24 protein-coding genes are annotated in these 23,209 nt (G+C 40.7%); 20 read left to right on the top strand and 4 right to left on the bottom strand.

Translation table 11 applies throughout. From position 1 onward, the window contains the following. Nucleotides 1-559: 559 nt before the first annotated feature. From H9631_RS20365 to H9631_RS20340, 6 genes are all read left to right on the top strand, one after another. Nucleotides 560-919, top strand: coding sequence for a lmo0954 family membrane protein (locus H9631_RS20365; protein ID WP_191816005.1), 360 nt, complete (start codon nucleotides 560-562; stop codon nucleotides 917-919). Between the two features lie 21 nt (nucleotides 920-940). Continuing rightward, nucleotides 941-1,594 carry a PspA/IM30 family protein gene (locus tag H9631_RS20360; RefSeq protein WP_191816004.1) on the top strand — a complete coding sequence of 218 codons (654 nt, stop codon included), beginning with the start codon at nucleotides 941-943 and terminating at the stop codon, nucleotides 1,592-1,594. Nucleotides 1,595-1,635: 41 nt separating this feature from the next. Next, entirely contained in the window at nucleotides 1,636-2,358 is a 723-nt protein-coding gene (gene liaF / locus H9631_RS20355; protein ID WP_191816003.1) for a cell wall-active antibiotics response protein LiaF, read from the top strand. Beyond that, complete coding sequence (locus H9631_RS20350) at nucleotides 2,355-3,395, top strand: sensor histidine kinase (RefSeq protein WP_191816002.1); 1,041 nt, start codon at nucleotides 2,355-2,357, stop codon at nucleotides 3,393-3,395. The genes liaF and H9631_RS20350 overlap by 4 nt, the downstream gene beginning before the upstream one ends. A 3-nt stretch (nucleotides 3,396-3,398) precedes the next feature. Further along, nucleotides 3,399-4,034 carry a response regulator gene (locus H9631_RS20345; protein WP_191816001.1) on the top strand — a complete coding sequence of 212 codons (636 nt, stop codon included), beginning with the start codon at nucleotides 3,399-3,401 and terminating at the stop codon, nucleotides 4,032-4,034. A 132-nt stretch (nucleotides 4,035-4,166) separates the two neighbouring features. Next, on the top strand, nucleotides 4,167-4,829 hold the full coding sequence (locus tag H9631_RS20340; RefSeq protein ID WP_191816000.1) for a potassium channel family protein: 663 nt from the start codon (nucleotides 4,167-4,169) through the stop codon (nucleotides 4,827-4,829). A 431-nt stretch (nucleotides 4,830-5,260) separates the two neighbouring features. On the opposite strand, the gene rnjA is transcribed toward H9631_RS20340, so the two are convergent. Further along, nucleotides 5,261-6,928, bottom strand: coding sequence for a ribonuclease J1 (rnjA, locus tag H9631_RS20335; protein ID WP_191815999.1), 1,668 nt, complete (start codon nucleotides 6,926-6,928; stop codon nucleotides 5,261-5,263). A gap of 3 nt (nucleotides 6,929-6,931) precedes the next feature. Then, nucleotides 6,932-7,141: a DNA-dependent RNA polymerase subunit epsilon gene (locus tag H9631_RS20330; RefSeq protein ID WP_191815998.1), complete on the bottom strand. Its 210-nt coding sequence runs from the start codon at nucleotides 7,139-7,141 to the stop codon at nucleotides 6,932-6,934. A 598-nt stretch (nucleotides 7,142-7,739) separates the two neighbouring features. Between H9631_RS20330 and H9631_RS20325 the strand changes: the two genes are divergently transcribed. Beyond that, nucleotides 7,740-8,546: a Cof-type HAD-IIB family hydrolase gene (locus H9631_RS20325; protein ID WP_191815997.1), complete on the top strand. Its 807-nt coding sequence runs from the start codon at nucleotides 7,740-7,742 to the stop codon at nucleotides 8,544-8,546. A gap of 133 nt (nucleotides 8,547-8,679) precedes the next feature. On the opposite strand, the gene def is transcribed toward H9631_RS20325, so the two are convergent. Then, entirely contained in the window at nucleotides 8,680-9,234 is a 555-nt protein-coding gene (def, locus tag H9631_RS20320; RefSeq protein ID WP_191815995.1) for a peptide deformylase, read from the bottom strand. 288 nt (nucleotides 9,235-9,522) lie between these two features. On the opposite strand from def, the gene H9631_RS20315 reads away from it, so the two are divergent. The 11 genes from H9631_RS20315 (at nucleotide 9,523) to H9631_RS20265 (ending at nucleotide 20,372) form a co-directional block, all read left to right on the top strand. Then, complete coding sequence (locus H9631_RS20315) at nucleotides 9,523-10,164, top strand: YkyA family protein (protein ID WP_191815993.1); 642 nt, start codon at nucleotides 9,523-9,525, stop codon at nucleotides 10,162-10,164. A gap of 456 nt (nucleotides 10,165-10,620) precedes the next feature. Beyond that, a complete protein-coding gene (gene pdhA / locus H9631_RS20310) occupies nucleotides 10,621-11,736 on the top strand; it encodes a pyruvate dehydrogenase (acetyl-transferring) E1 component subunit alpha (RefSeq protein ID WP_191816006.1) in 1,116 nt (371 codons plus the stop codon). 3 nt (nucleotides 11,737-11,739) lie between these two features. Further along, nucleotides 11,740-12,717 carry an alpha-ketoacid dehydrogenase subunit beta gene (locus tag H9631_RS20305; RefSeq protein ID WP_191815991.1) on the top strand — a complete coding sequence of 326 codons (978 nt, stop codon included), beginning with the start codon at nucleotides 11,740-11,742 and terminating at the stop codon, nucleotides 12,715-12,717. A 198-nt stretch (nucleotides 12,718-12,915) separates the two neighbouring features. Next, complete coding sequence (locus H9631_RS20300; protein ID WP_191815989.1) at nucleotides 12,916-14,232, top strand: dihydrolipoamide acetyltransferase family protein; 1,317 nt, start codon at nucleotides 12,916-12,918, stop codon at nucleotides 14,230-14,232. Nucleotides 14,233-14,235: 3 nt separating this feature from the next. Further along, complete coding sequence (gene lpdA, locus H9631_RS20295) at nucleotides 14,236-15,645, top strand: dihydrolipoyl dehydrogenase (RefSeq protein ID WP_191815987.1); 1,410 nt, start codon at nucleotides 14,236-14,238, stop codon at nucleotides 15,643-15,645. A gap of 769 nt (nucleotides 15,646-16,414) precedes the next feature. Next, nucleotides 16,415-17,242: a polysaccharide deacetylase family protein gene (locus tag H9631_RS20290; protein WP_191815985.1), complete on the top strand. Its 828-nt coding sequence runs from the start codon at nucleotides 16,415-16,417 to the stop codon at nucleotides 17,240-17,242. Nucleotides 17,243-17,359: 117 nt separating this feature from the next. Beyond that, a complete protein-coding gene (locus tag H9631_RS20285) occupies nucleotides 17,360-17,476 on the top strand; it encodes a GapA-binding peptide SR1P (protein ID WP_120115298.1) in 117 nt (38 codons plus the stop codon). Between the two features lie 228 nt (nucleotides 17,477-17,704). Continuing rightward, a complete protein-coding gene (locus tag H9631_RS20280) occupies nucleotides 17,705-18,670 on the top strand; it encodes an NAD(P)H-dependent flavin oxidoreductase (RefSeq protein ID WP_191815982.1) in 966 nt (321 codons plus the stop codon). Beyond that, nucleotides 18,670-18,939, top strand: coding sequence for a UPF0223 family protein (locus tag H9631_RS20275; RefSeq protein WP_191815981.1), 270 nt, complete (start codon nucleotides 18,670-18,672; stop codon nucleotides 18,937-18,939). The genes H9631_RS20280 and H9631_RS20275 overlap by 1 nt, the downstream gene beginning before the upstream one ends. A gap of 200 nt (nucleotides 18,940-19,139) precedes the next feature. Beyond that, a complete protein-coding gene (locus H9631_RS20270) occupies nucleotides 19,140-19,334 on the top strand; it encodes a hypothetical protein (protein ID WP_191815979.1) in 195 nt (64 codons plus the stop codon). Between the two features lie 237 nt (nucleotides 19,335-19,571). Continuing rightward, a complete protein-coding gene (locus H9631_RS20265; RefSeq protein ID WP_191815977.1) occupies nucleotides 19,572-20,372 on the top strand; it encodes an inositol monophosphatase family protein in 801 nt (266 codons plus the stop codon). Nucleotides 20,373-20,452: 80 nt separating this feature from the next. On the opposite strand, the gene H9631_RS20260 is transcribed toward H9631_RS20265, so the two are convergent. Continuing rightward, nucleotides 20,453-20,638 carry a YlaF family protein gene (locus tag H9631_RS20260; RefSeq protein WP_120115293.1) on the bottom strand — a complete coding sequence of 62 codons (186 nt, stop codon included), beginning with the start codon at nucleotides 20,636-20,638 and terminating at the stop codon, nucleotides 20,453-20,455. 115 nt (nucleotides 20,639-20,753) lie between these two features. On the opposite strand from H9631_RS20260, the gene typA reads away from it, so the two are divergent. Together typA and H9631_RS20250 are read left to right on the top strand one after the other, a co-directional pair. Further along, nucleotides 20,754-22,583: a translational GTPase TypA gene (gene typA, locus H9631_RS20255; protein WP_191815975.1), complete on the top strand. Its 1,830-nt coding sequence runs from the start codon at nucleotides 20,754-20,756 to the stop codon at nucleotides 22,581-22,583. Between the two features lie 127 nt (nucleotides 22,584-22,710). After that, on the top strand, nucleotides 22,711-23,043 hold the full coding sequence (locus H9631_RS20250) for a YlaH-like family protein (RefSeq protein ID WP_404801762.1): 333 nt from the start codon (nucleotides 22,711-22,713) through the stop codon (nucleotides 23,041-23,043). Nucleotides 23,044-23,209 lie beyond the last annotated feature (166 nt).

Genomic DNA, 23,209 nt, shown 5'->3' with positions numbered 1-23,209 from the left:
TTCGAACCGCCGTATACCGAACGGTATGTACGAGTGGTGTGAGAGGACGGGAGTTAATCACTCCCTCCTACTCGATTCGAGTAAAGAAGTATAAAATTAGATGAAATATTTAGCCCGAATTAAATATTAAAATGTCTAGCTGTGACGCACAGGATGTGCTAGCAGACGAAGCAACAGGACGTCGCCGAACTGAGTCAGCCGACACACAGTATGTCCTATTGCCAACGGTCGTCACAGGGACGTGGGCTTTAAGTCGGACAGGCGAAAGATCACATTACATAGAAGCTTATTCAGGAGGAGTGTTCTCCTGCGGCGCAGCTGCATGAAGCATAGTCAACGCAGCTTTTCATGATGTAATTGAAATGAGTAGCTTTGCTGTGGTGACTGAAGGACTCCCTTATCAAAATCAACTTTGTACTTGTTGCCTAAACCTACGCGCTTTTCTCTTTTCCTTTATGGTTCGGTCTCTAGTCTGAGAGAAAAACACGGCTTTAGGTCGTTTGGTGTCCCCATTTAATCCTTTAAGATAGAGACAACAGATAGGAAAGGGGAGATCAAAATGAAAAATGTGCTTGTTTTTACACTAGCTGTCATTTTGGCCATCATTGCGATTGCAAGCTTAGGAAATATTGTGGGTATGGCGATATGCTTAATTATCGTTTACTACTCGCTGAAACAGTTTTTAAAAACCCACTCTACATGGCAAAAAATTGCTTGGGGGCTCCTTGGAATAATCGGGCTGACCGGTCTACTGGGAAACTTACCGGCATTGGCAGGAATAGCGGCTGTTTATGTTCTTTATGTGGGATATAAAAATTGGAAAAAAGAAGAGGCGGAAGAAATTGAAGTAGAACAAGATCCATTCGTAAATTTTGAACGCCAATGGAAAGACCTTGAAAAAGGCCATACCAAAAATTAAAACTAAGGGAGACTGACAAAAATGAACACTTTATTTGAAAGAATCAAACAAGCTATAAAAGATGATTTTTATGAAGTTGCCGAAAAACAGAAAAAGACAAATCCAATTTCTCTGTTAAATCAATATTTGCGTGAAAGTGAAGCAGAAGTGAAAAGAGCAGCGAAGCTAATCGAAAGGCAGAAGCTCTTGAGGAACGAGTTCTACAAAGAGTGGCAAGAGATAGAAAAAATGGCTGAAAAGAGAAAAGAACAAGGAGAAATCGCCCTAAAAGCGGGAGCGGAGGATTTATCAGAAATTGCATTACGCGAACAGGCCCAATACGAGGAACGTGCCGATCGATTGAAGAATGCTTATGATAATTCAGTGCTTCAATTGGAAGAGCTGGAGCAAAAGCACCGTGAAATGAAGCTGAAGCTAAAAGATATGCATATGAAACGTTTGGAGCTTATGGGGCAGGAAAACGTAGTCTTAATGAAAAACAAAATGAACAAGGTATTGAAAGATACCGAGTTTGGGACTCCTGCTGAGAATATGGAGAACATTGGAAGGTTATTTGAGCGGGAGGAAAAGAAAGCGAATGATGAATATGAAATCAGCATTTTTGATGCACGTATTCAGCAGCTGGCAAAAGAATTAAACCAACAAGATAGTGGAGATTTACGAGATAACTCATGATAGAATAGAAGTAACCAATTTACTGATGAGGAGGGACACCAATGAAAAACTTGAGCAGAAACAGCAAAATTGGTTGGGTCATGCTGTTTGCCGGAATTGGAATGGCGTTGGAGCTTCTGCTCAATTGGCGGCTTTATGTCCCTCTCCTCATAGGATGCTTTGTTATATATTATTGGAAAAGTCAACAAGATAGAGATTCGAAGAAACTATACTTAATTATCGGAGTTTCACTTGTTTTGATTCCACTTATTTCCACGGCTGTTTTTAAATTTTTCATTATGGCAGCAGCCATATATGCACTGATTCAATATTCAAAAACGAAAAAACAAGCCAAGAGAATTGTGGTAGAAACAATCCCGCCGAATCAACAGACAAAAGTTAATAGGAAAATCCCTTATATTAAGAATATGATTTCTGGAACTCAAAAGGTCGTAAATGAAATTTTTGAGTGGGATGATATTAATATACAGTGCGGATTTGGAAATACGATCATAGACATGGGTATGACAATGCTCCCCCCGGGAGAAAGTGTTGTTCTCATACGCGGTTTAGTTGGGAATATTCAGCTTATCGTGCCAATTGATGCCTCCGTAACCGTTAATCACTCTGCGATTAGTGGTAAGCTGAGTATATTCAACCAAAAGGAAGAACTGTTAAATTCCAATGTTATTTACTATACAGACGGAGATGACGAAACAGCTTCTAGGAGAATAAAAATAGTTACGAGTGTTGTTTTCGGAGATGTTGAGGTGAGACGCACATGAAAATGGCCAGAACATTGTCATTTTATTTTGCGTCCCTGGCCCTCTTCATTTTCCTGTTTGTGCTTTTAATGCTTTTATTTACTGTTGATACAGATTGGTACCCGTCATTGATGCAAAAAAAATATTTGCTTGTTCCAAATGTCTTTTTCATCCTTGCAGTCTGCTTATTGGTTGGTTCAATCACTGGTTACATAGTTGGGATTACCATTGACAAAAAGGTAGAAAAAATTGAATGGAGTCTCTTGGAACTGGAAGGGGGAAATTATGACCGAGTAAGTATTCCCCCTGTGAAAAATGATAATTTCCCTTCCATTTGGCAAGGGATTGAAAACATTCGGACCCGGCTAAAGGAGCAAACGTTACTATATCAAAAGTTCACCAACGAACGGGTGGAATGGAACAGAGAACTAAAAGAAGAGGTGCTCACAGAAGAGAGAAATCGATTGGCGAGGGAGCTTCATGACTCTGTCAGCCAACAGCTTTTTGCTGCCACGATGCTTTTGTCAGCCATTAACCAAAGTCCTGATCCCACAAGTGAAGCAACTGCCAAGCAACGGGTTTTGGTTGAAGAGGTCATTAATGAAGCTCAATCTGAGATGAGGGCATTGCTTCTTCATCTCAGGCCGATCCAGTTGGAAGGGAAAAGCCTTAAAGTTGGTATGCAGGAGCTCTTGTCCGAATTGACGGCCAAATTGCCTTTGAAGGTAACGTGGAATTTGCAGGATGTGCAGTTAGAAAAAGGAATTGAGGATCATTTATTTCGGATACTGCAGGAAGCAGTTTCAAACACATTAAGACATGCAAAAGCCAAAACATTGGAAGTTCATATGATGGAAGTGGATCAATTTGTCTTTTTAAAGGTGGTTGATGACGGAAAAGGTTTCAATATCGATGATCAGAAAGCTGGTTCCTATGGCATAACAAACATGAGGGAAAGGGCTTCAGAGATTGGAGGTAAAATCAAGATAGTTAGTCTGCCGGGAAGGGGAACAAGCATTGAAGTGAAAATTCCTCTGCCAAATCAGGAGGGAGGATAAGAAATGATCAAAGTTTTGTTAGTGGATGATCATGAAATGGTTCGAATTGGTGTGTCAGCTTATTTATCCATTCAAGAGGATATAGAGGTGATCGGCGAAGCAGGGGATGGAAGACAAGGTGTTGATCTTGCCTTGTCGCTGCGTCCGGATATCGTCTTAATGGATTTGGTTATGGAAGGCATGAACGGAATTGATGCCACAAAAGCAATTCTAGAGGAATGGCCTGAGGCGAGAGTATTAATTGTAACAAGTTTTTTGGATGATGAAAAAGTATACCCGGCATTAGAGGCGGGAGCTACTGGTTATATGTTAAAAACATCCAAGGCTAGTGATATCGCAGATGCTGTCAGATCTGCCTATAAAGGTCAGAAAGTCTTGGAGCCTGAAGTTACGGATAAAATGATGAAAAAGCTGTCTCATGGATCTAAGCGTTCCCTTCATGAAGATTTAACAAATCGGGAAACGGAAATCCTCACATTGATGACTGAAGGCAAAGCAAACAAAGAAATAGCGGATGAGCTTTTCATCACGTTAAAGACGGTTAAAACACATGTCAGCAATATTTTAAGTAAATTGGAAGTTCAGGATCGGACGCAGGCTGTCATATATGCATTTAAAAATGGATTAATTAGAAAGTGAATTCGTCTTTTATAGATGAATTTACTTTTTTTGTGTTCCAAACGTATCTAGCGATATGAGAGTAGTATCGGGAGTGTTAATGACTTTCAAATATGCTAAAATGGCAACATAGCAAAAGTGGAGGAATGAAAGTTGAAAAAAGAATTTGCGGTTATTGGCCTTGGACGCTTCGGCGGGAGCATTGTCCGTTCTCTGACAGAGCAGGGGATGGAAGTGATGGCTATCGATATTAATGAAGACCGAGTAAATGAATTTGCTTCTATAGCGACACAGGCAGTGATTGCCGATACAACAGACGAAAACGTTTTGAAAAGCTTAGGTATACGAAATTTTGACCATGTCATCGTTGCCATTGGTGATAATATCCAATCCAGTATTCTGACAACGATCATCCTGAAGGAATTGGGTGTTGAACACATAACCGTTAAAGCGCAAAACGACTACCATGAAAAGGTACTTCGGAAGATTGGGGCAGACCATGTTGTTCACCCTGAACGCGATATGGGAAGGCGGATTGCGCACTATATCGTTTCCACCAATGTTCTCGATTATCTTGAGCTATCAGAGGAATATAGTATCGTCGAGGTAATGGTCAATGACTTACTGGCAGGATATACGCTAATAGAATTAGACGTACGAGCAAAGTACGGGTTGAACATTGTAGCCATTAAAAGAGGAAAAGAAATCATCGTTTCACCGTTGGCGAATGCTCCACTTCAGCTCAATGACATACTGATCATCATCGGGGCCGATACAGACATTAACCGATTTGAAAAGAAGGTATTAGTTGAATAAGCGGAGCGACTGACTGAATAAAGCGATGCTTTGATTTGGTCTATACGATCGAAAGAGAGTGGATAGCGTTTCTCGAGCAGGGCAAAATAGGCTATTTGTAAAAAGGTTAAAGTCAATCAGTCTTAGAAAAACAGTTTTTGTTTTTCTAAGACTGATTTTGTATTTGGAGATTTCCTTCTGAAAGGAGTCTGTCGCTTTTAGGATATTGAAAAACTGTCTTTGCGAGAGGGAATGCTTTCCTCAAAAGCTGAGTACTGTCCAGAAAAACAGAATACGTCCGATTCAACCGCTGTCCGATAAATAAAATACGATCTGGTTTGACGGGAACACTGTCCACGACGGCAAAATACCTGTAACAGCTTTTAATGGAAGCAGGAAATACGGCTAAAAAAATGCCACCTGCAAATGAACGCAGGTGGCATTTTTCTATGTTATACTTCCATGATAATTGGCAAAATCATTGGACGTCTTTTTGTTCTTTCGTATAGGAAAGGCAAAAGTGTGTCCGTGATTTCGTTTTTAATTTCTGACCATTGTGTCGTTTTTCGATCCATGACTTTGTTTAAATGTTTGGCAAGCATTCGCTGTGCTTCATTGATCAAATCTCCAGATTCTCTCATGTAGACGAAGCCGCGGGAAATGATATCCGGGCCAGCCGCGATTTTATATTGGTTCATGTCAATGGAAACAACGACGATGACAAGACCCTCTTCTGATAAGATTCGGCGATCACGAAGGACGATATTACCGATATCCCCGATTCCGCTTCCGTCGATGTATACAGATCCAGAAGGAATTTTACCTGCAACATCCGCGCGATCAGAACTGAGTGCAAGAACATCTCCATTATCCATAATAAAGCAATTTTCTTCGGGAATCCCGCAGTCGACAGCCAACTGTGCATGCATTTTCTGCATTCTGAATTCTCCGTGGATTGGGAGAAAGAATTTCGGTTTTATAAGCCTAAGCATTAGCTTTTGTTCTTCTTGGCCGCCGTGTCCAGAAGTGTGAATATTACTCAGTGATCCTGAAATGACATCAGCACCAGCGCGGTACAAAAGATTGATTGTTCGATTTACGCTGTTTTTATTCCCTGGAATAGGCGAGGATGAAAAAACAACGGTATCTCCAGGCTGGATTTGTATTTGGCGATGCGTTCCGTTAGCAATACGTGACAATGCCGCCATTGGCTCACCCTGACTTCCGGTACAAAGAATGGTTACCTTATTGGCAGGGAGCCTATTAAGCTGTTGTGTATTAATGAATGTATCCTTAGGAGCACGAATATATCCTAATTCTTGACCAATTTCTATTGCTGCTTCCATACTTCTTCCAAAAACAGCAATTTTTCTGTCATTAGCAACAGCTGCGTCAGCTACTTGTTGCAATCTGTGAATATTTGATGCAAACGTTGCGAAGATGATTCTGCCATCTACTTTGCGGAAAATATCTTGAATGCTTGCTCCAACCTTGCGCTCAGACATGGTGAAATGAGGTACTTCCGCATTTGTACTGTCCGATAGCAAGCAAAGAACGCCTTCTTTTCCGATTTCCGCCATTTTTGTTAAGTTTGCCGGTTCTCCAACTGGAGTAAAATCAAATTTGAAATCCCCGGTATGAACGATATTTCCCGGAGGGGTTTTTACAACAATCCCATATGAATCAGGGATACTATGGGTTGTCCTGAAAAAAGAAACTGATGTCTTTCTGAATTTGATGACATCTTCTTCCTTGATTTCATGAAACGTCGTTTTACGAAGAAGGCCATGCTCTTCAAGTTTGTTCTTAATCAGTCCCATAGCAAGTTTTCCTGCATAGATGGGGATGTTGACTTCTCTCAGCAGATAAGGGATACCTCCAATATGGTCCTCATGTCCATGCGTAATGAAAAGTCCCTTTATCTTATCTTCATTTCTTACTAAATACGTGTAGTCTGGAATGACATAGTCAATTCCAAGAAGCTCATCCTCAGGGAATTTAATCCCAGCATCGATCAGAATGATTTCATCCTGGAACTGTACTCCATACGTGTTTTTGCCGATTTCACCCAAACCGCCCAGGGCGAAAACAGCCGTCTGATCATTTTTTACAAACTTCATAACCTATATAGTCTCCAATGTAAAGTTGGGACTGTTCTTTTCATATTCAAGATAAGGTCCTTCCAACAATTGAATAAATTCGAGATTGATTTGGCGGTCTTTCAGATGTCGGCGTACGTCCAATTCACTTTCGGCTTCAATAAATAAAACTTTCGTATTTTCCCGTACAGGCATTTCCAATAAGCTTTCCTGATAATACACTTTATAGATCATCACTTTCTCTCCTTAACTCCGTGTTCAAATTCCAATATTCTCTATTATATTAAAAAGCAGCAACGAATGCATGTTTTTAACGCGTGCAGTTTAATTTTATTCAGCAGAAGTCTCCCACTTCGGTAAGTGGTGGGATGAATACATGCTGGTATTCCATTCTACGGGGGTTCAAATCCCGGCTGAATAAAGTTAAAGCCTCCGGCGGATGCCACAGATTTTCAGAGGAAATTATCGAGCGAAGCTCGAGAAAATCTGGGAACAAATACGCCAAGGCGCATTTGATAAAAGGAAACCATATATAATAAAAGAATAAGCCCTCTAAGATAGAGGGTTTGTAAATGGCTGTATTTGAATCATCAGGCAATTGTCTTTTTCTTGAGCAAATCTTTCCATTGTTTTAAAAGCTTCCGTCTTAGCTTCTTAAACATGGTGAATCACTCCTTACTATCCATTTTAACCGATTTTTGTCCAAAGTAAAAGCCTCTTGGCAATTGCATTCTCTTTTTGTGCAAGTTTATTTGTTTTATTATATGCTGAAAATACAATGATCTATCATGGATATCATTGGAAAAAGATTCATTGGGGTGTGAAATTAAAAATGAAAAAAATTGTCTTTTTTGATATTGACGGTACTTTGCTGGATGGAGATAAAAAATTACCTGACTCAGCAAAGGATGCCATTCATACATTGCAGAAAAACGGTATTTATACAGCTATTGCGACTGGACGGGCACCCTTTATGGTATCTCCATTGCTCGAGGAACTGAATATAGATTCCTATGTCTGTTTTAACGGGCAATATGTTGTCTTTGAAAATGAAATGATTGCATCAAACTCTATCAATACAGAGATTTTGAAAGACATTGAAGAATCAGCTAGTAAACACGAGCATGCTCTCGTCTACTTAAACGAAAACACGTTAAAAACAAATGCTAAAAATAATGAACGCGTAAGAAAAAGTCTAGGGTCGCTCAAAATGGCGTATCCCGGATACGATCCTGAGTTTTACATCAAACGAGATATCTATCAGGCGCTGTTATTTACAAAAGAAAATGAAGCAGAATATCTACATGCTTTTTCAGAAATCTCGTTTATTAGGTGGCATGAGCTTTCGCTCGACATTATTCCAAAGGGAGGATCAAAAGCAAGAGGAATACGGCAATTAATTGCTCGGCTTGGGTTTAGGATGGAAGATGTTTATGCATTTGGGGATGGTTTGAATGATATTGAAATGCTGCAGGAAGTAGGAACCGGAGTGGCTATGGGCAATGCGCATGATATCGTAAAGGAGCATGCGGACTTTGTAACAGCAGATGTAGAAAATGATGGGATTGTAAAAGGGTTAAAAGAAGTCGGCCTTCTATCAGGTTCCTTCGAAGCAATCTCGAGCTCAAACCGTTTTTAGAAAAGTAAGTGCTTTACGAAAATAAAGGAAGAGCGAGAGGCTTGGTGTGATTTTGTGGCGCGGCCTCTCGCATGCTTGAATTTGTAGAAATAGTTATCTGATTCCTAAACAATTAAATCCGGATAGTCCGGATTTAATTCTCGATAGGAATTGCCCCTTCTTTGAGTTGAAAAGGGTTCTTTTCGTCAATGTGGTCATAAAACATGACACCGTTCAAGTGATCAAGTTCATGCTGAAAGACAATCGCCGGCAGACCGCGCAAGCGAAGCTTTACTTCTTCGCCTTTTTCATTATGGCCTTTGACAGTAATTCTTGCATAACGATGGACATAGCCTGGTATGCTACGGTCAACTGACAAGCAACCCTCACCTGATGTTAAATAAGACTTCTCTACCGAATGACTGATAATTTTAGGGTTGATGAAACAATAATCGTGTTCCTGCCCTTTTTCATCGTTCAGCCGCATGACAAACATTCGTTTGGACACATTGATTTGTGGTGCGGCAAGGCCGACTCCACCCCTGAGCCCATATTTTTCACTGATAATCGGATCTTGACTGTTTATCAGAAATTCCTTCATGTTTTTTAACGTTTCTATGTCAGCGGGATCAGTCGGGATCGGCACCTCTTTGGCGATTTTCCTTAAAGTAGGATGTCCGTCTCGTATGATATCCTTCATTAGCAGCATCGTATTTCCTCCTGAAATGTTTCTTGTAAAAATCAGTTTACCAAATATATATGCATAAAGAAAAGCGGGAGCGTCTGTTTACTGAGTACAAATTTAAAAAGAAATGCCGGTATTCTTGTTCAGCGTGAAGAGACCAAGCTAGCCATTGAGAACCGTATACGTCTGAAAGCAGTGGGACAGAAATCCACTAGGGTTGAACTTAAACTTATTTTTCCTGACATCCGTCTGTTGTAAATTCTTTTCCATGCCATTATAGTAGAAACTATGGTAATGATGGGAGGAATATCGGTGAAAAAACGTCATTTAGCAGCAATACTGCTTGCCACCTCAACTTTCATATCTGCATGTGGAAGTCCAGAGGAGCAAATACATAAGAGTTTGGAAGAAACCGTTGTTTTGGAAAAAGATTTTGAAAAGCAGCAAAAGCCTTTGATGAAACTGGAAAAAGAAGAAAAATCTTTGTTTGATGATATGATGAATCTTGGCATGAAAAAGTTCGATGAAATTGTGTCTCTTTCAGACAAGGCCTTGGCCAATTTGGATAAACGCGAAGAGCTGCTGGCCAAGGAAGAATCAGCAATGGCGGCTTCCAAAAAGGAATTTGATAAAATCGATGGTTTAATCGACAAATTAAAGGACGATCAGCTAAAGAAAAAAGCAGAAGAGCTCCAAGATTTAATGAACCAGCGTTATGACAGCCATCAACAGTTGGTTAAAGCATATAATGAAGCAATCAAACAAGACCGGAAGATCTATGAAATGATGAAAGAAAAAGAATTAAAGTTGGAAACCATAGAGTCTCAAATCGAAGCTGCCAACGAGGTGCAGGAAGAAGTTCAGACAGCAAATGAACAATTTAATAAACTCACTGATCAATTCAATAAGGAGAAAGAAAAACTGTATAAAGAGGCAGGCATAATCAATGACTAATCTGTTTTTTGGGGGAACGAGTGCTCGTTCTCTTTTGTTTTTTTAGCTTTAAATATAACCAAATTACAGAATTAACCTGCTTTTTTTTGAAACGATTATGTTGTATAACACCTTGGAACTTTTTGTTTTGTGTGTGATACAGTTATTTCTATTTTTGTAATACAGATATTATTTGATTTCTATTGATGCAAAAATGCGTTGCTTTTTAATACTATAATCATTGACTTAAAAGACATTGTCATGTAATCTAAAAAACGAGATATACAGATAATTGTATTATAAAACGGCGAAAATCAATTAATACAGTTTAAGATACGGAGAAAAGACTAGTTTTTAGCACAGTATTTGTGGAAAACATATAGGAACAGGCCTTTTCATTAGTTGAACGTGCCGTTTAGGGTATTCTAATTTATAAAAGCCAAAATAAGAAAAACAAAGGAAGGATTGGTGATTTCGATGGCTTCAAAGGCGAAGGCAGCTAAATTTGATGCAATTAAAGCGCTGGAAAGCATTGAAAAAAAGTTTGAAATGGTACAGGTTTTAAATGAAAAAGGTGAAGTGGTCAATGATGAAATGATGCCTGACCTTTCCGATGAACGACTTGTAGAGCTCATGAGCCGAATGGTTTACACAAGAATTTTGGATCAGCGCTCCATCTCCTTGAACCGCCAAGGACGCCTAGGATTCTATGCACCAACTGCTGGACAAGAAGCATCTGCTATCGCGTCACATTTTGCATTTGAAAAAGAAGACTTTATTCTGCCGGGTTACAGGGATGTTCCACAGATTTTTTGGCATGGACTTCCTTTGCATAAAGCATTCTTGTTCTCAAGAGGACATTTTGTCGGAAACCAAATCCCTGAAGGTGTCAATGTGCTTCCGCCACAAATTATCATTGGAGCACAATACGTTCAAGCTGCAGGCGTAGCTCTTGGGCTGAAGAAGCGTGGAGAGAAAGCAGTGGCTGCTACCTATACTGGTGATGGTGGTTCTTCACAAGGGGACTTCTATGAAGGTATTAACTTTGCTGGTGCATTTGGTGCTCCTGCTGTTTTTATTGTGCAAAACAACCAATTCGCTATTTCCACTCCACGTGAAAAGCAAACTGCTGCAACAACGATAGCACAAAAGGCTGTTGCTGCTGGTATTCCTGGGATTGTGGTTGATGGAATGGATCCATTGGCAGTATATGCTGCTGTTCGTGAAGCAAGAGAGCGTGCAATCAATGGAGGCGGCCCGTCCTTAATTGAAACGATCTGCTACAGATACGGTCCGCATACGATGGCTGGGGATGATCCAACTCGTTACCGTACATCTGATACAGATAATGAATGGGAAAAGAAAGATCCTATTGTCCGTTTCAGAAAGTATCTGGAAGGCAAAGGCCTTTGGAATGAAGAAAAAGAGAACGAAATAATAGAAAAGGCGAAAGAAGAGATCAAGCAGGCTATTAAGCAGGCTGATGATACGCCGAAGCAAAAAGTTACAGATTTAATTTCAAATATGTTTGAAGAACTTCCATACAATTTGCAAGAGCAGTATGAAATATATAAAGAGAAGGAGTCGAAGTAAGCCATGGCGCAAATGACTATGATTCAAGCAATAACTGATGCGCTTCGCACTGAGCTGCGCAATGATGAAAACGTCCTTGTGTTTGGAGAAGACGTAGGGGTTAATGGCGGTGTCTTTCGCGCGACTGAGGGATTGCAAAAAGAGTTTGGGGAAGAGCGTGTATTTGACACTCCTTTGGCTGAATCCGGTATTGGCGGCCTTGCAATCGGACTTTCTACTCAAGGATACCGTCCTGTTCCAGAAATTCAGTTTTTCGGATTTGTCTATGAAGTAATGGACTCTATTAGCGGACAAATAGCTCGCTTGCGCTACCGTACAGGCGGCTCTTATCATGCACCGATTACGATTCGCTCACCTTTTGGCGGCGGTGTTCATACACCTGAGTTGCATGCAGACAGCCTGGAAGGCTTGATGGCTCAGCAACCTGGATTGAAGGTAGTAATCCCATCTTCACCATATGACGCTAAAGGTTTGCTTATATCTGCTATTCGCGATAATGATCCTGTAATTTTCCTTGAACACATGAAATTATATCGTTCATTCAGACAAGAAGTTCCTGAAGAGGAATACACAATCCCGCTTGGAAAAGCAGAAGTGAAACGGGAAGGAAAAGATCTTTCCATTATTACGTACGGTGCAATGGTTCACGACTCTATTAAAGCTGCAGAGGCACTTGAAAAAGAAGGGCACTCAGTGGAAGTCATCGACCTTCGTACTATCAGCCCTCTCGATATCGAAACGATCGTCCAATCGGTTGAGAAGACAAATCGTGCGATTGTAGTGCAGGAAGCTCAAAAGCAAGCTGGAATTGCTGCTAATGTAGTAGCAGAAATCAATGATCGTGCGATTTTGAGTTTGGAAGCACCGGTACTAAGGGTAACAGCTCCAGATACGGTGTATCCTTTCTCCCAAGCAGAACCAGTTTGGCTTCCTAGCCATAAGGATATAATTGAAACTGCAAAGAAAGTGCTTGAATTTTAAGATGAAAAGCGTAAGTGTTTATTGATCAACGTGCAGACTAAAGTGTCTTTTGATGATTGAAGTGAAAGGTGCGAAGTTTGCTGTCAATAGCTGCTAAACGCATACGGATCGATAGAGGAAATGAATTATAAGCTATGCGTTTCTCATTTCCTAAGTAGATAATCTATACGGAATACGAATAACAGGAGGGTGAATACATTGTCATTCCAATTTAGGCTGCCTGACATCGGTGAAGGAATCCATGAAGGCGAAATAGTCAAATGGTTTGTTGAACTAGGTAAAAAAGTTGAAGAAGATGATGTTCTATGTGAAGTTCAAAATGATAAGGCAGTGGTTGAGATACCTTCACCGGTTGCTGGAACGGTAGAGGAAATTCTCGTCAATGAAGGTGAGACAGCTGTAGTTGGAGATGTTCTCATTAAGATTGATGCGCCAGGATATGAGGATCTCCAATTCAAGGGTGATCATGGTGAAGGTGAAACTGAAGCGGCTGAACAACCGCAAGCTGAACCAGCACAAGTTGACGCTGAACCGAAGGAACAGGCTGCGAACAACGATGCAGCAGTTGCAAATGAGGAAGAAGCTTCAGACAAACGAGTTATTGCCATGCCTTCCGTAAGGAAATATGCGCGAGAGAAAAATGTAAACATACAGGCTGTCAGCGGTTCAGGGAAAAATGGACGCATTTTAAAGTCTGACATTGATGGATATTTGAATGCACCAACAGAAAAAGAAACTGCTTCTGAAGTACAGAAAGCACCAAAACAAGAGGCGCAACAGCAGAAGAAAGCTCCTGTTATTCCGGAAGGTGACTATCCTGAAACAAGAGAAAAAATGAGTGGTATTAGAAAAGCAATCGCTAAGGCAATGGTCAACTCTAAACATACAGCTCCGCATGTAGCACTTCTTGATGAAGTTGATGTAACAGGACTCGTTGCCCACCGTAAGAAGTTCAAAGGCATTGCTGCTGAAAAAGATATCAAACTTACTTATCTTCCATATGTTGTTAAAGCTTTAGTAAGTGCATTGCGTGAGTACCCTGCGCTGAATACATCTATTGATGATGAAAAAGAAGAAATTATACAAAAGCATTACTACAACATTGGAATTGCTGCCGATACAGAAAGAGGTTTACTCGTTCCGGTCGTAAAACGTGCAGACTCCAAATCAGTTTTTGCTATTTCAAAAGAGATCAACGAATTGGCTGATAAAGCAAGAACAGGAAAATTATCCCCGAATGAAATGAGCGGCGGTTCTTGCACAATTACAAATATCGGATCTGCTGGCGGGCAATGGTTTACCCCAGTCATCAATCATCCGGAAACAGCAATCCTTGGTATTGGACGAATTGCAGAAAAACCGATAGTGAAAAATGGTGAAATTGTTGCTGCACCTGTGTTAGCATTATCATTGAGCTTTGACCATCGGATTATTGACGGCGTAACTGCACAACAGGCATTAAATCACATCAAGCTGCTGTTAAGTGATCCTGAACTTTTACTAATGGAGGCGTAAAGTATGGTAGTAGGAGATTTTCCAATTGAGACAGACACGATTGTAATTGGTGCCGGACCTGGCGGGTATGTTGCGGCTATTCGGGCTGCGCAGCTTGGCCAAAAAGTGACGATTGTTGAAAAAGGGGAACTTGGAGGAGTTTGCCTAAATGTTGGATGTATCCCATCCAAGGCTTTGATCTCAGCTTCCCATCGTTTCCAAGAAGCCAAAAATTCAGAAGACATCGGAATAACAGCGGAGAATGTCAGTCTTGACTTTGGTAAAGTCCAAGATTGGAAGTCCGGAGTGGTGAAAAAACTGACTGGCGGTGTCGAAGGGCTTTTGAAAGGCAACAAAATCGATATTGTGAAAGGCGAAGCTTATTTCGTCGATGCAAACAGCATTCGTGTGATGGATGAAAACTCTGCACAAACATACACATTCAAAAATGCCATCATAGCAACAGGCTCTCGTCCTATTGAGATCCCAGGCTTTAAATATTCAAAACGCGTGCTTGATTCTACAGGTGCAATCAACCTTGATGAACTTCCAAAAAGTCTGGTTGTAATCGGTGGAGGATATGTCGGTATCGAACTAGGGTCTACTTATGCCAACTTTGGTACTGACGTAACAATCATTGAAGGCACGAAAGATATTCTTGGCGGATTCGAAAAACAAATGACTTCACTTGTCAAACGCAATTTGAAAAAGAAAAATGTAAATGTTGTTACTGATGCCCAGGCAAAAGGCGTTGAAGAAACCGATCAGGGAGTAAAAGTTACATATGCTGCAAAAGGTGAAGAACAAACCATTGAAGCAGATTATGTACTTGTAACGGTCGGAAGAAGGCCTAATACGGACGAGCTTGGCTTAGAACAGGTTGGAGTCAAGATTGATGAAAAAGGGCTGATTGAAGTCGACAAACAGCGCAGATCTAATGTTCCAAGCATCTTTGCAATTGGTGACATTGTTGAAGGGGCTAAGTTGGCACATAAAGCTTCTTATGAAGGTAAAATCGCTGCCGAAGCTATTGCAGGGCAGTCCTCTGAAGTCGATTATATCGGTATGCCAGCGGTCGTCTTTTCAGAGCCTGAGTTAGCTTCTGTTGGATATACTGAACAGCAGGCTAAAGAAGAAGGCATTGAAATTGAAGCAGCCAGATTCCCGTTTGCAGCAAACGGCCGTGCGCTGGCGCTTAATGCGACAGACGGCTTTGTCAAGCTGATCACTCGTAAAGAGGACGGACTGATTATCGGCGGACAAATTGCAGGAGCAAATGCTTCTGATGTGATCGCTGAAATCGGACTTGCTATTGAAGCTGGCATGACAGCTGAAGATGTGGCTATGACCATCCATGCTCACCCAACTCTGGGAGAAATGACGATGGAGGCAGCAGAGGTAGCTCTCGGAACTCCTATCCATGTTATTAAATAAAGATTTAAAGGACCCATGACATTTCATATTGAAATGTCATGGGTTTTTCTTTGTAGAGTATAAAATCAGATGAAATACTAGTTCGAACTAAGTTTCCCTATATCTAGCAGTGACGTATGGATGTGCAAGCGCGAGTGAAGGTGACAGGACGTCGCTGAACTGAGCCCGCCGACCCACAGGATGTATTAGTACATCAAAGCCACAGAGTGCTGCGGCTCGAGGAGGACAGCGCTTAGGCCCGCAAGGACTAAACTGCTTATCAAAATTTGCCTTGTGTTTGTCGTCTAAGGTAATGAGTCGTTTCGAATTTCTTAAAAATGGTTTAATTTAATCGAGAAAATGCATATGTTCCATACAAGAGCTAGTTTCTGAAAAGTTGGTGACATACAATGAAAAAATATGTGGCACTTCTTTTGCAGTTGATGGTATGGAGCGGTTTTACACTCGCGGAGTGGCTCTCAGGGCGTGATCATATTCTTGCAAAGTCCATCCTGTTTTCCGTGTTTCTTTATCTTGCTTTCTTAATTGCGAGAATGATAGTCAAATCAAATAAAACCACTGTGTTTATTACGATAACAAGCTTATGTACTTATGCGGGGATTCATCTTTTATTGAATATGCTATACAGATCGATGGTTTTTTAGTGGTAAATCTGCGATGAGGGGAATTTTCGTTTTAAGAAGAGTGATGATTCTCCTCTATCTATAAAATGGAAAAAAAGTTATAATAAAGTAAATTCATATTTTCATTTTTAGGAAGGAAGACAGTGATGAAGAAGTTTTTCACCATAACAGCGGCAATTTTGCTCTTAGCTGCTTGTGGTACAGAGGAAGCGTCACAAAAGGACAAGCCTGACGATGATGGATCAGCCAAACAGGAAGTAAGCAGAAATAAACAGGAAGTGGAGGAAGAGAATAAGCCAAAAGATGATTCCACGCAGCAGGAGGACACCTCCGTTGTTCCAGAATATAAAGTGAATCAAAATACCTTTGCTTTGGAATCGATTGGAGAAGCGAATCCCCAAGTGGCACTTTTGACTATTGACGATGCTCCAGATGAACATGCGCTGGAAATGGCCAAGACTTTGAAGAAACTAAATGCGCCGGCTATTTTTTTCGTCAATGGACACTTTATCAATTCTCCTGAAAAAGAAAAGGTGATTAAAGAGATACATGACCTTGGATTTATAATTGGAAATCATACATATTCGCATAGTGACTTGACAACCCTTCCTGAAGAAAAACAAAAGGAAGAAATTTTGTCTGTAAATGAAATCGTGGAAAAAATCATAGGAGAAAAGCCCAAATTTTTCCGTGCTCCTTTTGGAAAGAACACTGATTACAGCCGGCAGCTCATTGACGATGAAGATATGCTGCTGATGAATTGGACATATGGATATGACTGGGAAAAAGAGTATATGACAGGTGAGGCCATCTCGGATATTATGGTTAATACTCCTTTGCTTCAAGATGGTGCCAATTTGCTTATGCACGACCGTGAATGGACGAATGATGGATTGGAAAAAATTGTGGAGGGACTGCGTGATAAAGGGTACGAACTCCTAGACCCTATCTTAATTGATACAGAAACGAAATAATCTCCTAATATGTGAATTGTGACATACAATTTGGGCTTGATAAAACAGGATGTGTTATATTATTATGACTTTAACGAATAATCGTTTTCAAGCCTGTTCACAGGAAGGGTGGAGAAGATGGGGATCATCATTTGCCAGGAGTGCAATGCGACCATCGATTATGTTGAAGATGAAAAAGTGACAAAATTGTATTCCTGTTGCTGCGAATGCTATGGAAAAACAGATGAAGACTGACTAAAATATGGAGCATCCCAGGCGGGGAGCTCCTTTTGTTATAGTGTAAGAAAGTATAAAAACAGATGAAATATTTAGTTCGAGTTAAGTTTTCCTGTGTCTAGCTATGACGCACAGGAAGTGCTAATGCCACCGAATCCACAGGTTGTGATGGCTAGGGAACTTCCTCATTAAAATTCGCCTTATGCTTGTTTTCAATCACCCCAAAATAAAAGGAGAGATGATGGAATGACAAAGTGGAAAACAAGAGTGACCGATCTACTCAATATCAAGTACCCTATTATCCAAGGAGGGCTTGCTTATCTAGCCTATGCTGAGCTGGCTTCAGCAGTCTCCAATGCAGGCGGCTTAGGACAAATCACAGCCATGTCACTATCAACGCCTGAGGAGCTGAGGGAAGAAATAAGGAAAACCAGGGCAATGACCGACAAGCCGTTCGGTGTTAATTTTGCCATCGGACAGCACGGACGTCCTTTTGAACATATGCTGGAGGTAGCGGTTAAAGAAGGGGTCGAAGTGGTCTCTGTTACGGGTGGAAACCCTACTAAATTTTTTCAAGAGCTGGAAGATGTAGATATAAAAAAGCTTGTCCTTGTCGCAGCGAAACGCCAGGCTATAAAAGCAGAGGAACTTGGCGCAGATGCTGTAATGGTTGTTGGACAGGAGGGAGGGGGACATATCGGCAGAAATGACACCGGTACATTTGTCCTCATTCCAACAGTTGCTGATGCGGTAAGAATTCCAGTTATAGCTTCCGGCGGTATTGCTGACGGAAGAGGAATTATGGCGGCTATGAGCCTTGGTGCAGAAGGAATTGAAATGGGTACGAGGTTTATTGCCACAAAAGAATGCATCCATGCTTCAAAGCAATATCAGCAGGCCATTATTGATGGGACTGAAACAGACACAGAGATAATTAAAAGAACGCTGAAAGCACCCGGTAGGGTAATCGCAACTCCATTGTCAAAAAAGATTATTAATCTTGAGGAAGCTGGAGCAGGCTACGAAGAATTGAAGCAATACATAAGCGGAACAGCCAATAAAAAATATATTTATGAAGGCAAACCGGAGCAAGGATTTGGTTGGGCAGGGCAGGCAGTAGGTTTGATACATGAGGTTGTCAGTGTCAAAGAACTAATGAAAACAATGATAGAAGAGGCTGAAAAAATTCGCGCGAAGTGGAGTGTTTATTAATGGATTATCAATATCCGATTTCACATCATTGGTCAACGGATGAAACTGTAGATGTTATCCGTTTTTTTCAATCAATAGAAAAAGCACATGAAAAAGGTATTGAAAGGAATGTCCTGATGCAGGCGTATCGACGTTTTAAAGAGATTGTACCGGGGAAAGCAGACGAAAAGAATATATGCAATGAGTTTGAAGAGGCGAGTGGTTATTCTACCTATAAGGTTATTCAAAAAATGAAACAGGCTTCCTCTGAAGAAAAAATACGGCTATAGACAAGCAGCAGCATCAGACAGAGAACAACAGGAGTTTATATGTATCGACAAATGGGTATTTAACTATTAAATAAAGAGTCATTCGTAATCATCCTAGGTATGTGCACAATTTTGTTACCGGCAATCAATCGGCAACATACGATAGAGTAAGCGAATGATAAGGTAAGCACTTGCCACTAATCTCGGAAGGAGTGTTTATAATGAAGCAAGTCGTCAGCACTTATCGAAAGAAGGCAGTGGACCAACAAAAACTTGCTGTTCTTCACCTAGAGTTGAACTATGAACTCGCAGTTCTCTTTGATGCAATGCAAGAAAACAACGAGGAAATGAAGGCAAAAGCGAAGCGCAAACTAGAAAGGATCCGCGGTGAATTGATAAAAATGGAAGCATTGTAATGGTAATGCAGGCAAAAGGTATAGAATAGATTTAGGTGGCGAACTCTCTTCGGAATTATTAAATGAAAGAGTTCGTCTTTTTGTGACTAATTTTGAAATAAAAATTTGAGGAAAATGTACTGAACGCTAAAAGGAGCCTTGGGTCCTTTTGAAAAGTTCGTCTGTTATTCCTTGAAAAGATGGGCAATATTCAATAAGCTGAGTATTGAAGAAGGAAAGAGTGATCGGAGGATGACAATGGCAAATTGGACATTGATAGATAAACATGCCAAAGCGTGGCTTCAAGAGGCCGGCAAAAGGATTGTCTCTTCTTTTGCAACTACACCGGAGATCATGACTAAAACAAATCCAAATGACTTAGTAACAAATATTGATCAGGAAACAGAACAGTTTTTTACTCAAAAAATAAGGGAAACATTTCCTGGTCATCGGATCTTAGGTGAAGAAGGTTTTGGAGATGAACCGACCGAATTATCTGGTATTATTTGGATTATAGATCCGATTGATGGCACTACCAATTTTGTTCATCAGCAGAGAAATTTCATGATTTCTATTGGGATTTATGAAAATGGAGAGCCGAGACTTGGGTTTGTATATGACGCTGTTTATGAGGAGCTGTATCATGCAAGAGCTGGCGAAGGTGCATATTGGAATGACAAGAGACTCCCGGCATTAGAAGAGATTCCTGTAGAAAAAGCGTTAATCGGAATCAATTCAACGTGGCTGATTCCCAATAGGCTGATTGATCCAAAAGAGACCTTAATACCACTTGTGAAGGATGCGAGGGGAACAAGATCATATGGCTCTGCTGCACTTGAGTTTATATTCGTTGCAACCGGAAGACTTGATGCCTACATAACAATGCGTCTTTCACCGTGGGATTTTGCCGGAGGAAAAATCATTGTGGAAGAAGTTGGCGGAAAAGTAACAAATTTAAAAGGGGAGCCATTGAAAATGTTGGAAAGAAGCCCCATAGTCGTGGCAAGACCGGGTCTCCATGAAATAATCATCCAAAATTATTTATCAAAAGGTTTATGAACGAAGAAACGGTCCAGGTGATTGCTGGACCGTTTCTGTATGATTCCAAAGTGGGGTGTAATCATAAAACCAAGGGGTGTTTATAATTTACCGGATTCCCTGTATTTCTTCTTTGTAGCAAAGCCATAGCCCATTACAGATATTAAAATGATCAAACAGACAATCATTCCAATTGTACTTCTTGCACCGAGGGAAAAGCCCATCCCTACGATGGAAAACGCCGCTAATATGGCTAAAAACAGAAAATTAAACTTAATGCCATTCACGTTGTCCGCCCTCCTCATTCATTAATTGTACAAAAAAAATATCGGCTTGGCTACTATTGTGGTATAATTGCTAAGTTATATTTACATTCGTTTATTTCAGGCAGGAGGAACTACTTTGAATACAAGAAATGATATCAGAAATATTGCGATCATTGCCCACGTTGACCATGGAAAAACGACTTTGGTCGATCAGCTCCTCAAGCAATCCGGTACATTCCGGACAAATGAGCATGTTGAAGACCGGGTAATGGACTCCAATGATTTGGAACGCGAACGTGGTATTACGATTTTAGCGAAAAATACCGCCATTCAATATAAAGATACAAGAATTAATATCATGGATACACCGGGACATGCTGATTTTGGCGGAGAAGTAGAACGGATTTTAAAAATGGTAGATGGCGTACTGCTTGTAGTAGATGCCTATGAAGGGTGTATGCCTCAAACTCGCTTTGTATTGAAAAAAGCCTTGGAACAAAACTTGACGCCAATTGTTGTAGTCAACAAGATTGACCGCGACTTCGCGCGTCCGGAAGAAGTGGTGGATGAAGTCCTTGAGTTATTTATCGAGCTTGATGCTAATGATGACCAGTTAGAGTTTCCAGTCATTTTTGCTTCAGGAATAAATGGAACAGCAAGCACAGACCCAAGCCAACAGGATGAGAACATGGAAGTGCTGTATGAAACGATTTTAGAGCATATTCCTGCTCCAGTGGAAAACAGGGAGGAACCTCTCCAGCTTCAGGTATCCCTTTTGGATTACGATAAATATGTTGGACGGGTAGGAATAGGCCGTATTTTCCGTGGTACGATCAAGGTTGGCCAGCAAGTTGCTCTGATGAAACAGGATGGGAGCGTGAAACAGTTTCGTGTAAGTAAGCTATTCGGTTTCTTTGGATTGAAGAGAATGGAAATTGAAGAGGCTTTTACAGGGGATATTGTTGCGGTGTCTGGAATGGAAGACATCAACGTTGGTGAAACGCTGTGTCCAATCGACCATCAGGAACCTCTTCCAATGCTGAAAATAGATGAGCCTACCCTCCAGATGACTTTCTTGGTCAATAATAGTCCGTTTGCGGGCAGGGAAGGGAAATTTGTAACAGCAAGAAAAATAGAGGAAAGAATTAAAACACAGCTTGAAACAGATGTCAGTCTTCGTGTCGAAGATACAGAATCTCCGGATGCGTGGGTTGTTTCAGGCAGAGGTGAGCTTCATCTGTCTATTTTGATTGAAAATATGCGCCGCGAAGGTTTTGAACTTCAGGTATCAAAACCTCAAGTCATTATCAAAGAGGTTGATGGTGTACTATGTGAACCGATTGAACATGTTCAAATTGATACTCCAGAGGAGTATACTGGAGGCATTATTGAATCACTCGGCTCCCGTAAAGGTACGATGTTGGATATGATCAATAACGGAAAAGGACAGGTTCGTCTAATATTCCATGTTCCTGCTCGGGGCTTGATCGGTTATACAACAGAGTTCATGTCATTGACAAGAGGCTACGGAATTTTGAACCATACCTTCGACAGCTATCAACCGATGGCTTCCGGACAAATCGGAGGAAGGCATCAAGGTGTCCTCGTTTCTATGGAAAGCGGAAAGGCTACGACATACGGAATCATGCATGTGGAAGATCGTGGAACAATATTTGTTGAACCTGGTACAGAAATATACGAGGGAATGATTGTCGGCGAGCATTCACGCGATAATGATCTGGCTGTTAATATTACGAAGACAAAACATGCAACGAATGTTAGATCAGCGACAAAGGACCAGACTTCAGTCATCAAGCGGCCTAAGATTATGTCTTTGGAAGAATCGCTTGAATACCTTAATGATGATGAGTTATGCGAGGTAACTCCTGAGTCCATCCGTTTGCGTAAAACAATTTTGAACAAAAATGAACGGGAAAAGGCAGCCAAGAAGAAAAAATTCGCCTGAATTTGTTATAATACTGCTTAAATATGGTATGCTTATGGAGGCTTCTTTTATAAAAAGAAGCCCCTTTCTAAAGACATGGGAGGTAGCCTGAATGAAATTCATTGGTAGTCTGTTTTTTGCCATTGGCATGACAAAGTCAGACCAAGATGCGATTGATAGCTTTTCTCCATTTTTTAAAATTTATTATCAGCAGACTCAAAGTCCCAAAGTGGCAAGTTGGCTCCTGTTTTTAACAATTGTGGCACTTTGTATCCTCGTTTATAAACTAGGGTTTGCAAAAAAACTTCCATTGTTGAAGTCCGCTATTATTTATATCTTTCTGTTTATGGGGTGTACACTACTTACATTTCTTGGGATCTTTCTTCCGATTGTAGAAGGACTTGTCGTGGCTGCACTCATATTAATCATTTATAAAATTAGGCTGAACAAAGAGAAAAAAGCGGGGACATTCGATAATTAAAAAAGACTTGAAGCATCGTTACAACGTTGCTCAAGTCTTTTTTATTTTGGCTCTATACTAAATGTTGGGGTTACCACACAATTCGCACAAAAAAAACACACGCAAACATCCAATTCTTTTATACTTGAATTGTCTAGAAACAAGCAAAGATTGGAGTTGCGTGCAA

Origin of the sequence: Bacillus norwichensis, assembly GCF_014836955.1 — a bacterium.
GTDB lineage: Bacteria > Bacillota > Bacilli > Bacillales > Bacillaceae_C > Siminovitchia > Siminovitchia norwichensis.
Note: the sequence above shows the minus strand (reverse complement) of the source record. Positions and strands in the feature narration are given on the sequence as shown.

What these genes read in the sequence shown, in the direction of transcription:
- H9631_RS20365 (WP_191816005.1), top strand. Translation starts at nt 560, where the DNA reads ATGAAAAATGTGCTTGTTTTTACACTAGCTGTCATTTTGGCCATCATT.
- H9631_RS20360 (WP_191816004.1), top strand. Translation starts at nt 941, where the DNA reads ATGAACACTTTATTTGAAAGAATCAAACAAGCTATAAAAGATGATTTT.
- liaF (WP_191816003.1), top strand. Translation starts at nt 1,636, where the DNA reads ATGAAAAACTTGAGCAGAAACAGCAAAATTGGTTGGGTCATGCTGTTT.
- H9631_RS20350 (WP_191816002.1), top strand. Translation starts at nt 2,355, where the DNA reads ATGAAAATGGCCAGAACATTGTCATTTTATTTTGCGTCCCTGGCCCTC.
- H9631_RS20345 (WP_191816001.1), top strand. Translation starts at nt 3,399, where the DNA reads ATGATCAAAGTTTTGTTAGTGGATGATCATGAAATGGTTCGAATTGGT.
- rnjA (WP_191815999.1), bottom strand. Translation starts at nt 6,928, where the DNA reads ATGAAGTTTGTAAAAAATGATCAGACGGCTGTTTTCGCCCTGGGCGGT.
- H9631_RS20330 (WP_191815998.1), bottom strand. Translation starts at nt 7,141, where the DNA reads ATGATCTATAAAGTGTATTATCAGGAAAGCTTATTGGAAATGCCTGTA.
- H9631_RS20325 (WP_191815997.1), top strand. Translation starts at nt 7,740, where the DNA reads ATGAAAAAAATTGTCTTTTTTGATATTGACGGTACTTTGCTGGATGGA.
- def (WP_191815995.1), bottom strand. Translation starts at nt 9,234, where the DNA reads ATGCTGCTAATGAAGGATATCATACGAGACGGACATCCTACTTTAAGG.
- pdhA (WP_191816006.1), top strand. Translation starts at nt 10,621, where the DNA reads ATGGCTTCAAAGGCGAAGGCAGCTAAATTTGATGCAATTAAAGCGCTG.
- H9631_RS20305 (WP_191815991.1), top strand. Translation starts at nt 11,740, where the DNA reads ATGGCGCAAATGACTATGATTCAAGCAATAACTGATGCGCTTCGCACT.
- lpdA (WP_191815987.1), top strand. Translation starts at nt 14,236, where the DNA reads ATGGTAGTAGGAGATTTTCCAATTGAGACAGACACGATTGTAATTGGT.
- H9631_RS20290 (WP_191815985.1), top strand. Translation starts at nt 16,415, where the DNA reads ATGAAGAAGTTTTTCACCATAACAGCGGCAATTTTGCTCTTAGCTGCT.
- H9631_RS20285 (WP_120115298.1), top strand. Translation starts at nt 17,360, where the DNA reads ATGGGGATCATCATTTGCCAGGAGTGCAATGCGACCATCGATTATGTT.
- H9631_RS20280 (WP_191815982.1), top strand. Translation starts at nt 17,705, where the DNA reads ATGACAAAGTGGAAAACAAGAGTGACCGATCTACTCAATATCAAGTAC.
- H9631_RS20275 (WP_191815981.1), top strand. Translation starts at nt 18,670, where the DNA reads ATGGATTATCAATATCCGATTTCACATCATTGGTCAACGGATGAAACT.
- H9631_RS20270 (WP_191815979.1), top strand. Translation starts at nt 19,140, where the DNA reads ATGAAGCAAGTCGTCAGCACTTATCGAAAGAAGGCAGTGGACCAACAA.
- H9631_RS20265 (WP_191815977.1), top strand. Translation starts at nt 19,572, where the DNA reads ATGGCAAATTGGACATTGATAGATAAACATGCCAAAGCGTGGCTTCAA.
- H9631_RS20250 (WP_404801762.1), top strand. Translation starts at nt 22,711, where the DNA reads ATGACAAAGTCAGACCAAGATGCGATTGATAGCTTTTCTCCATTTTTT.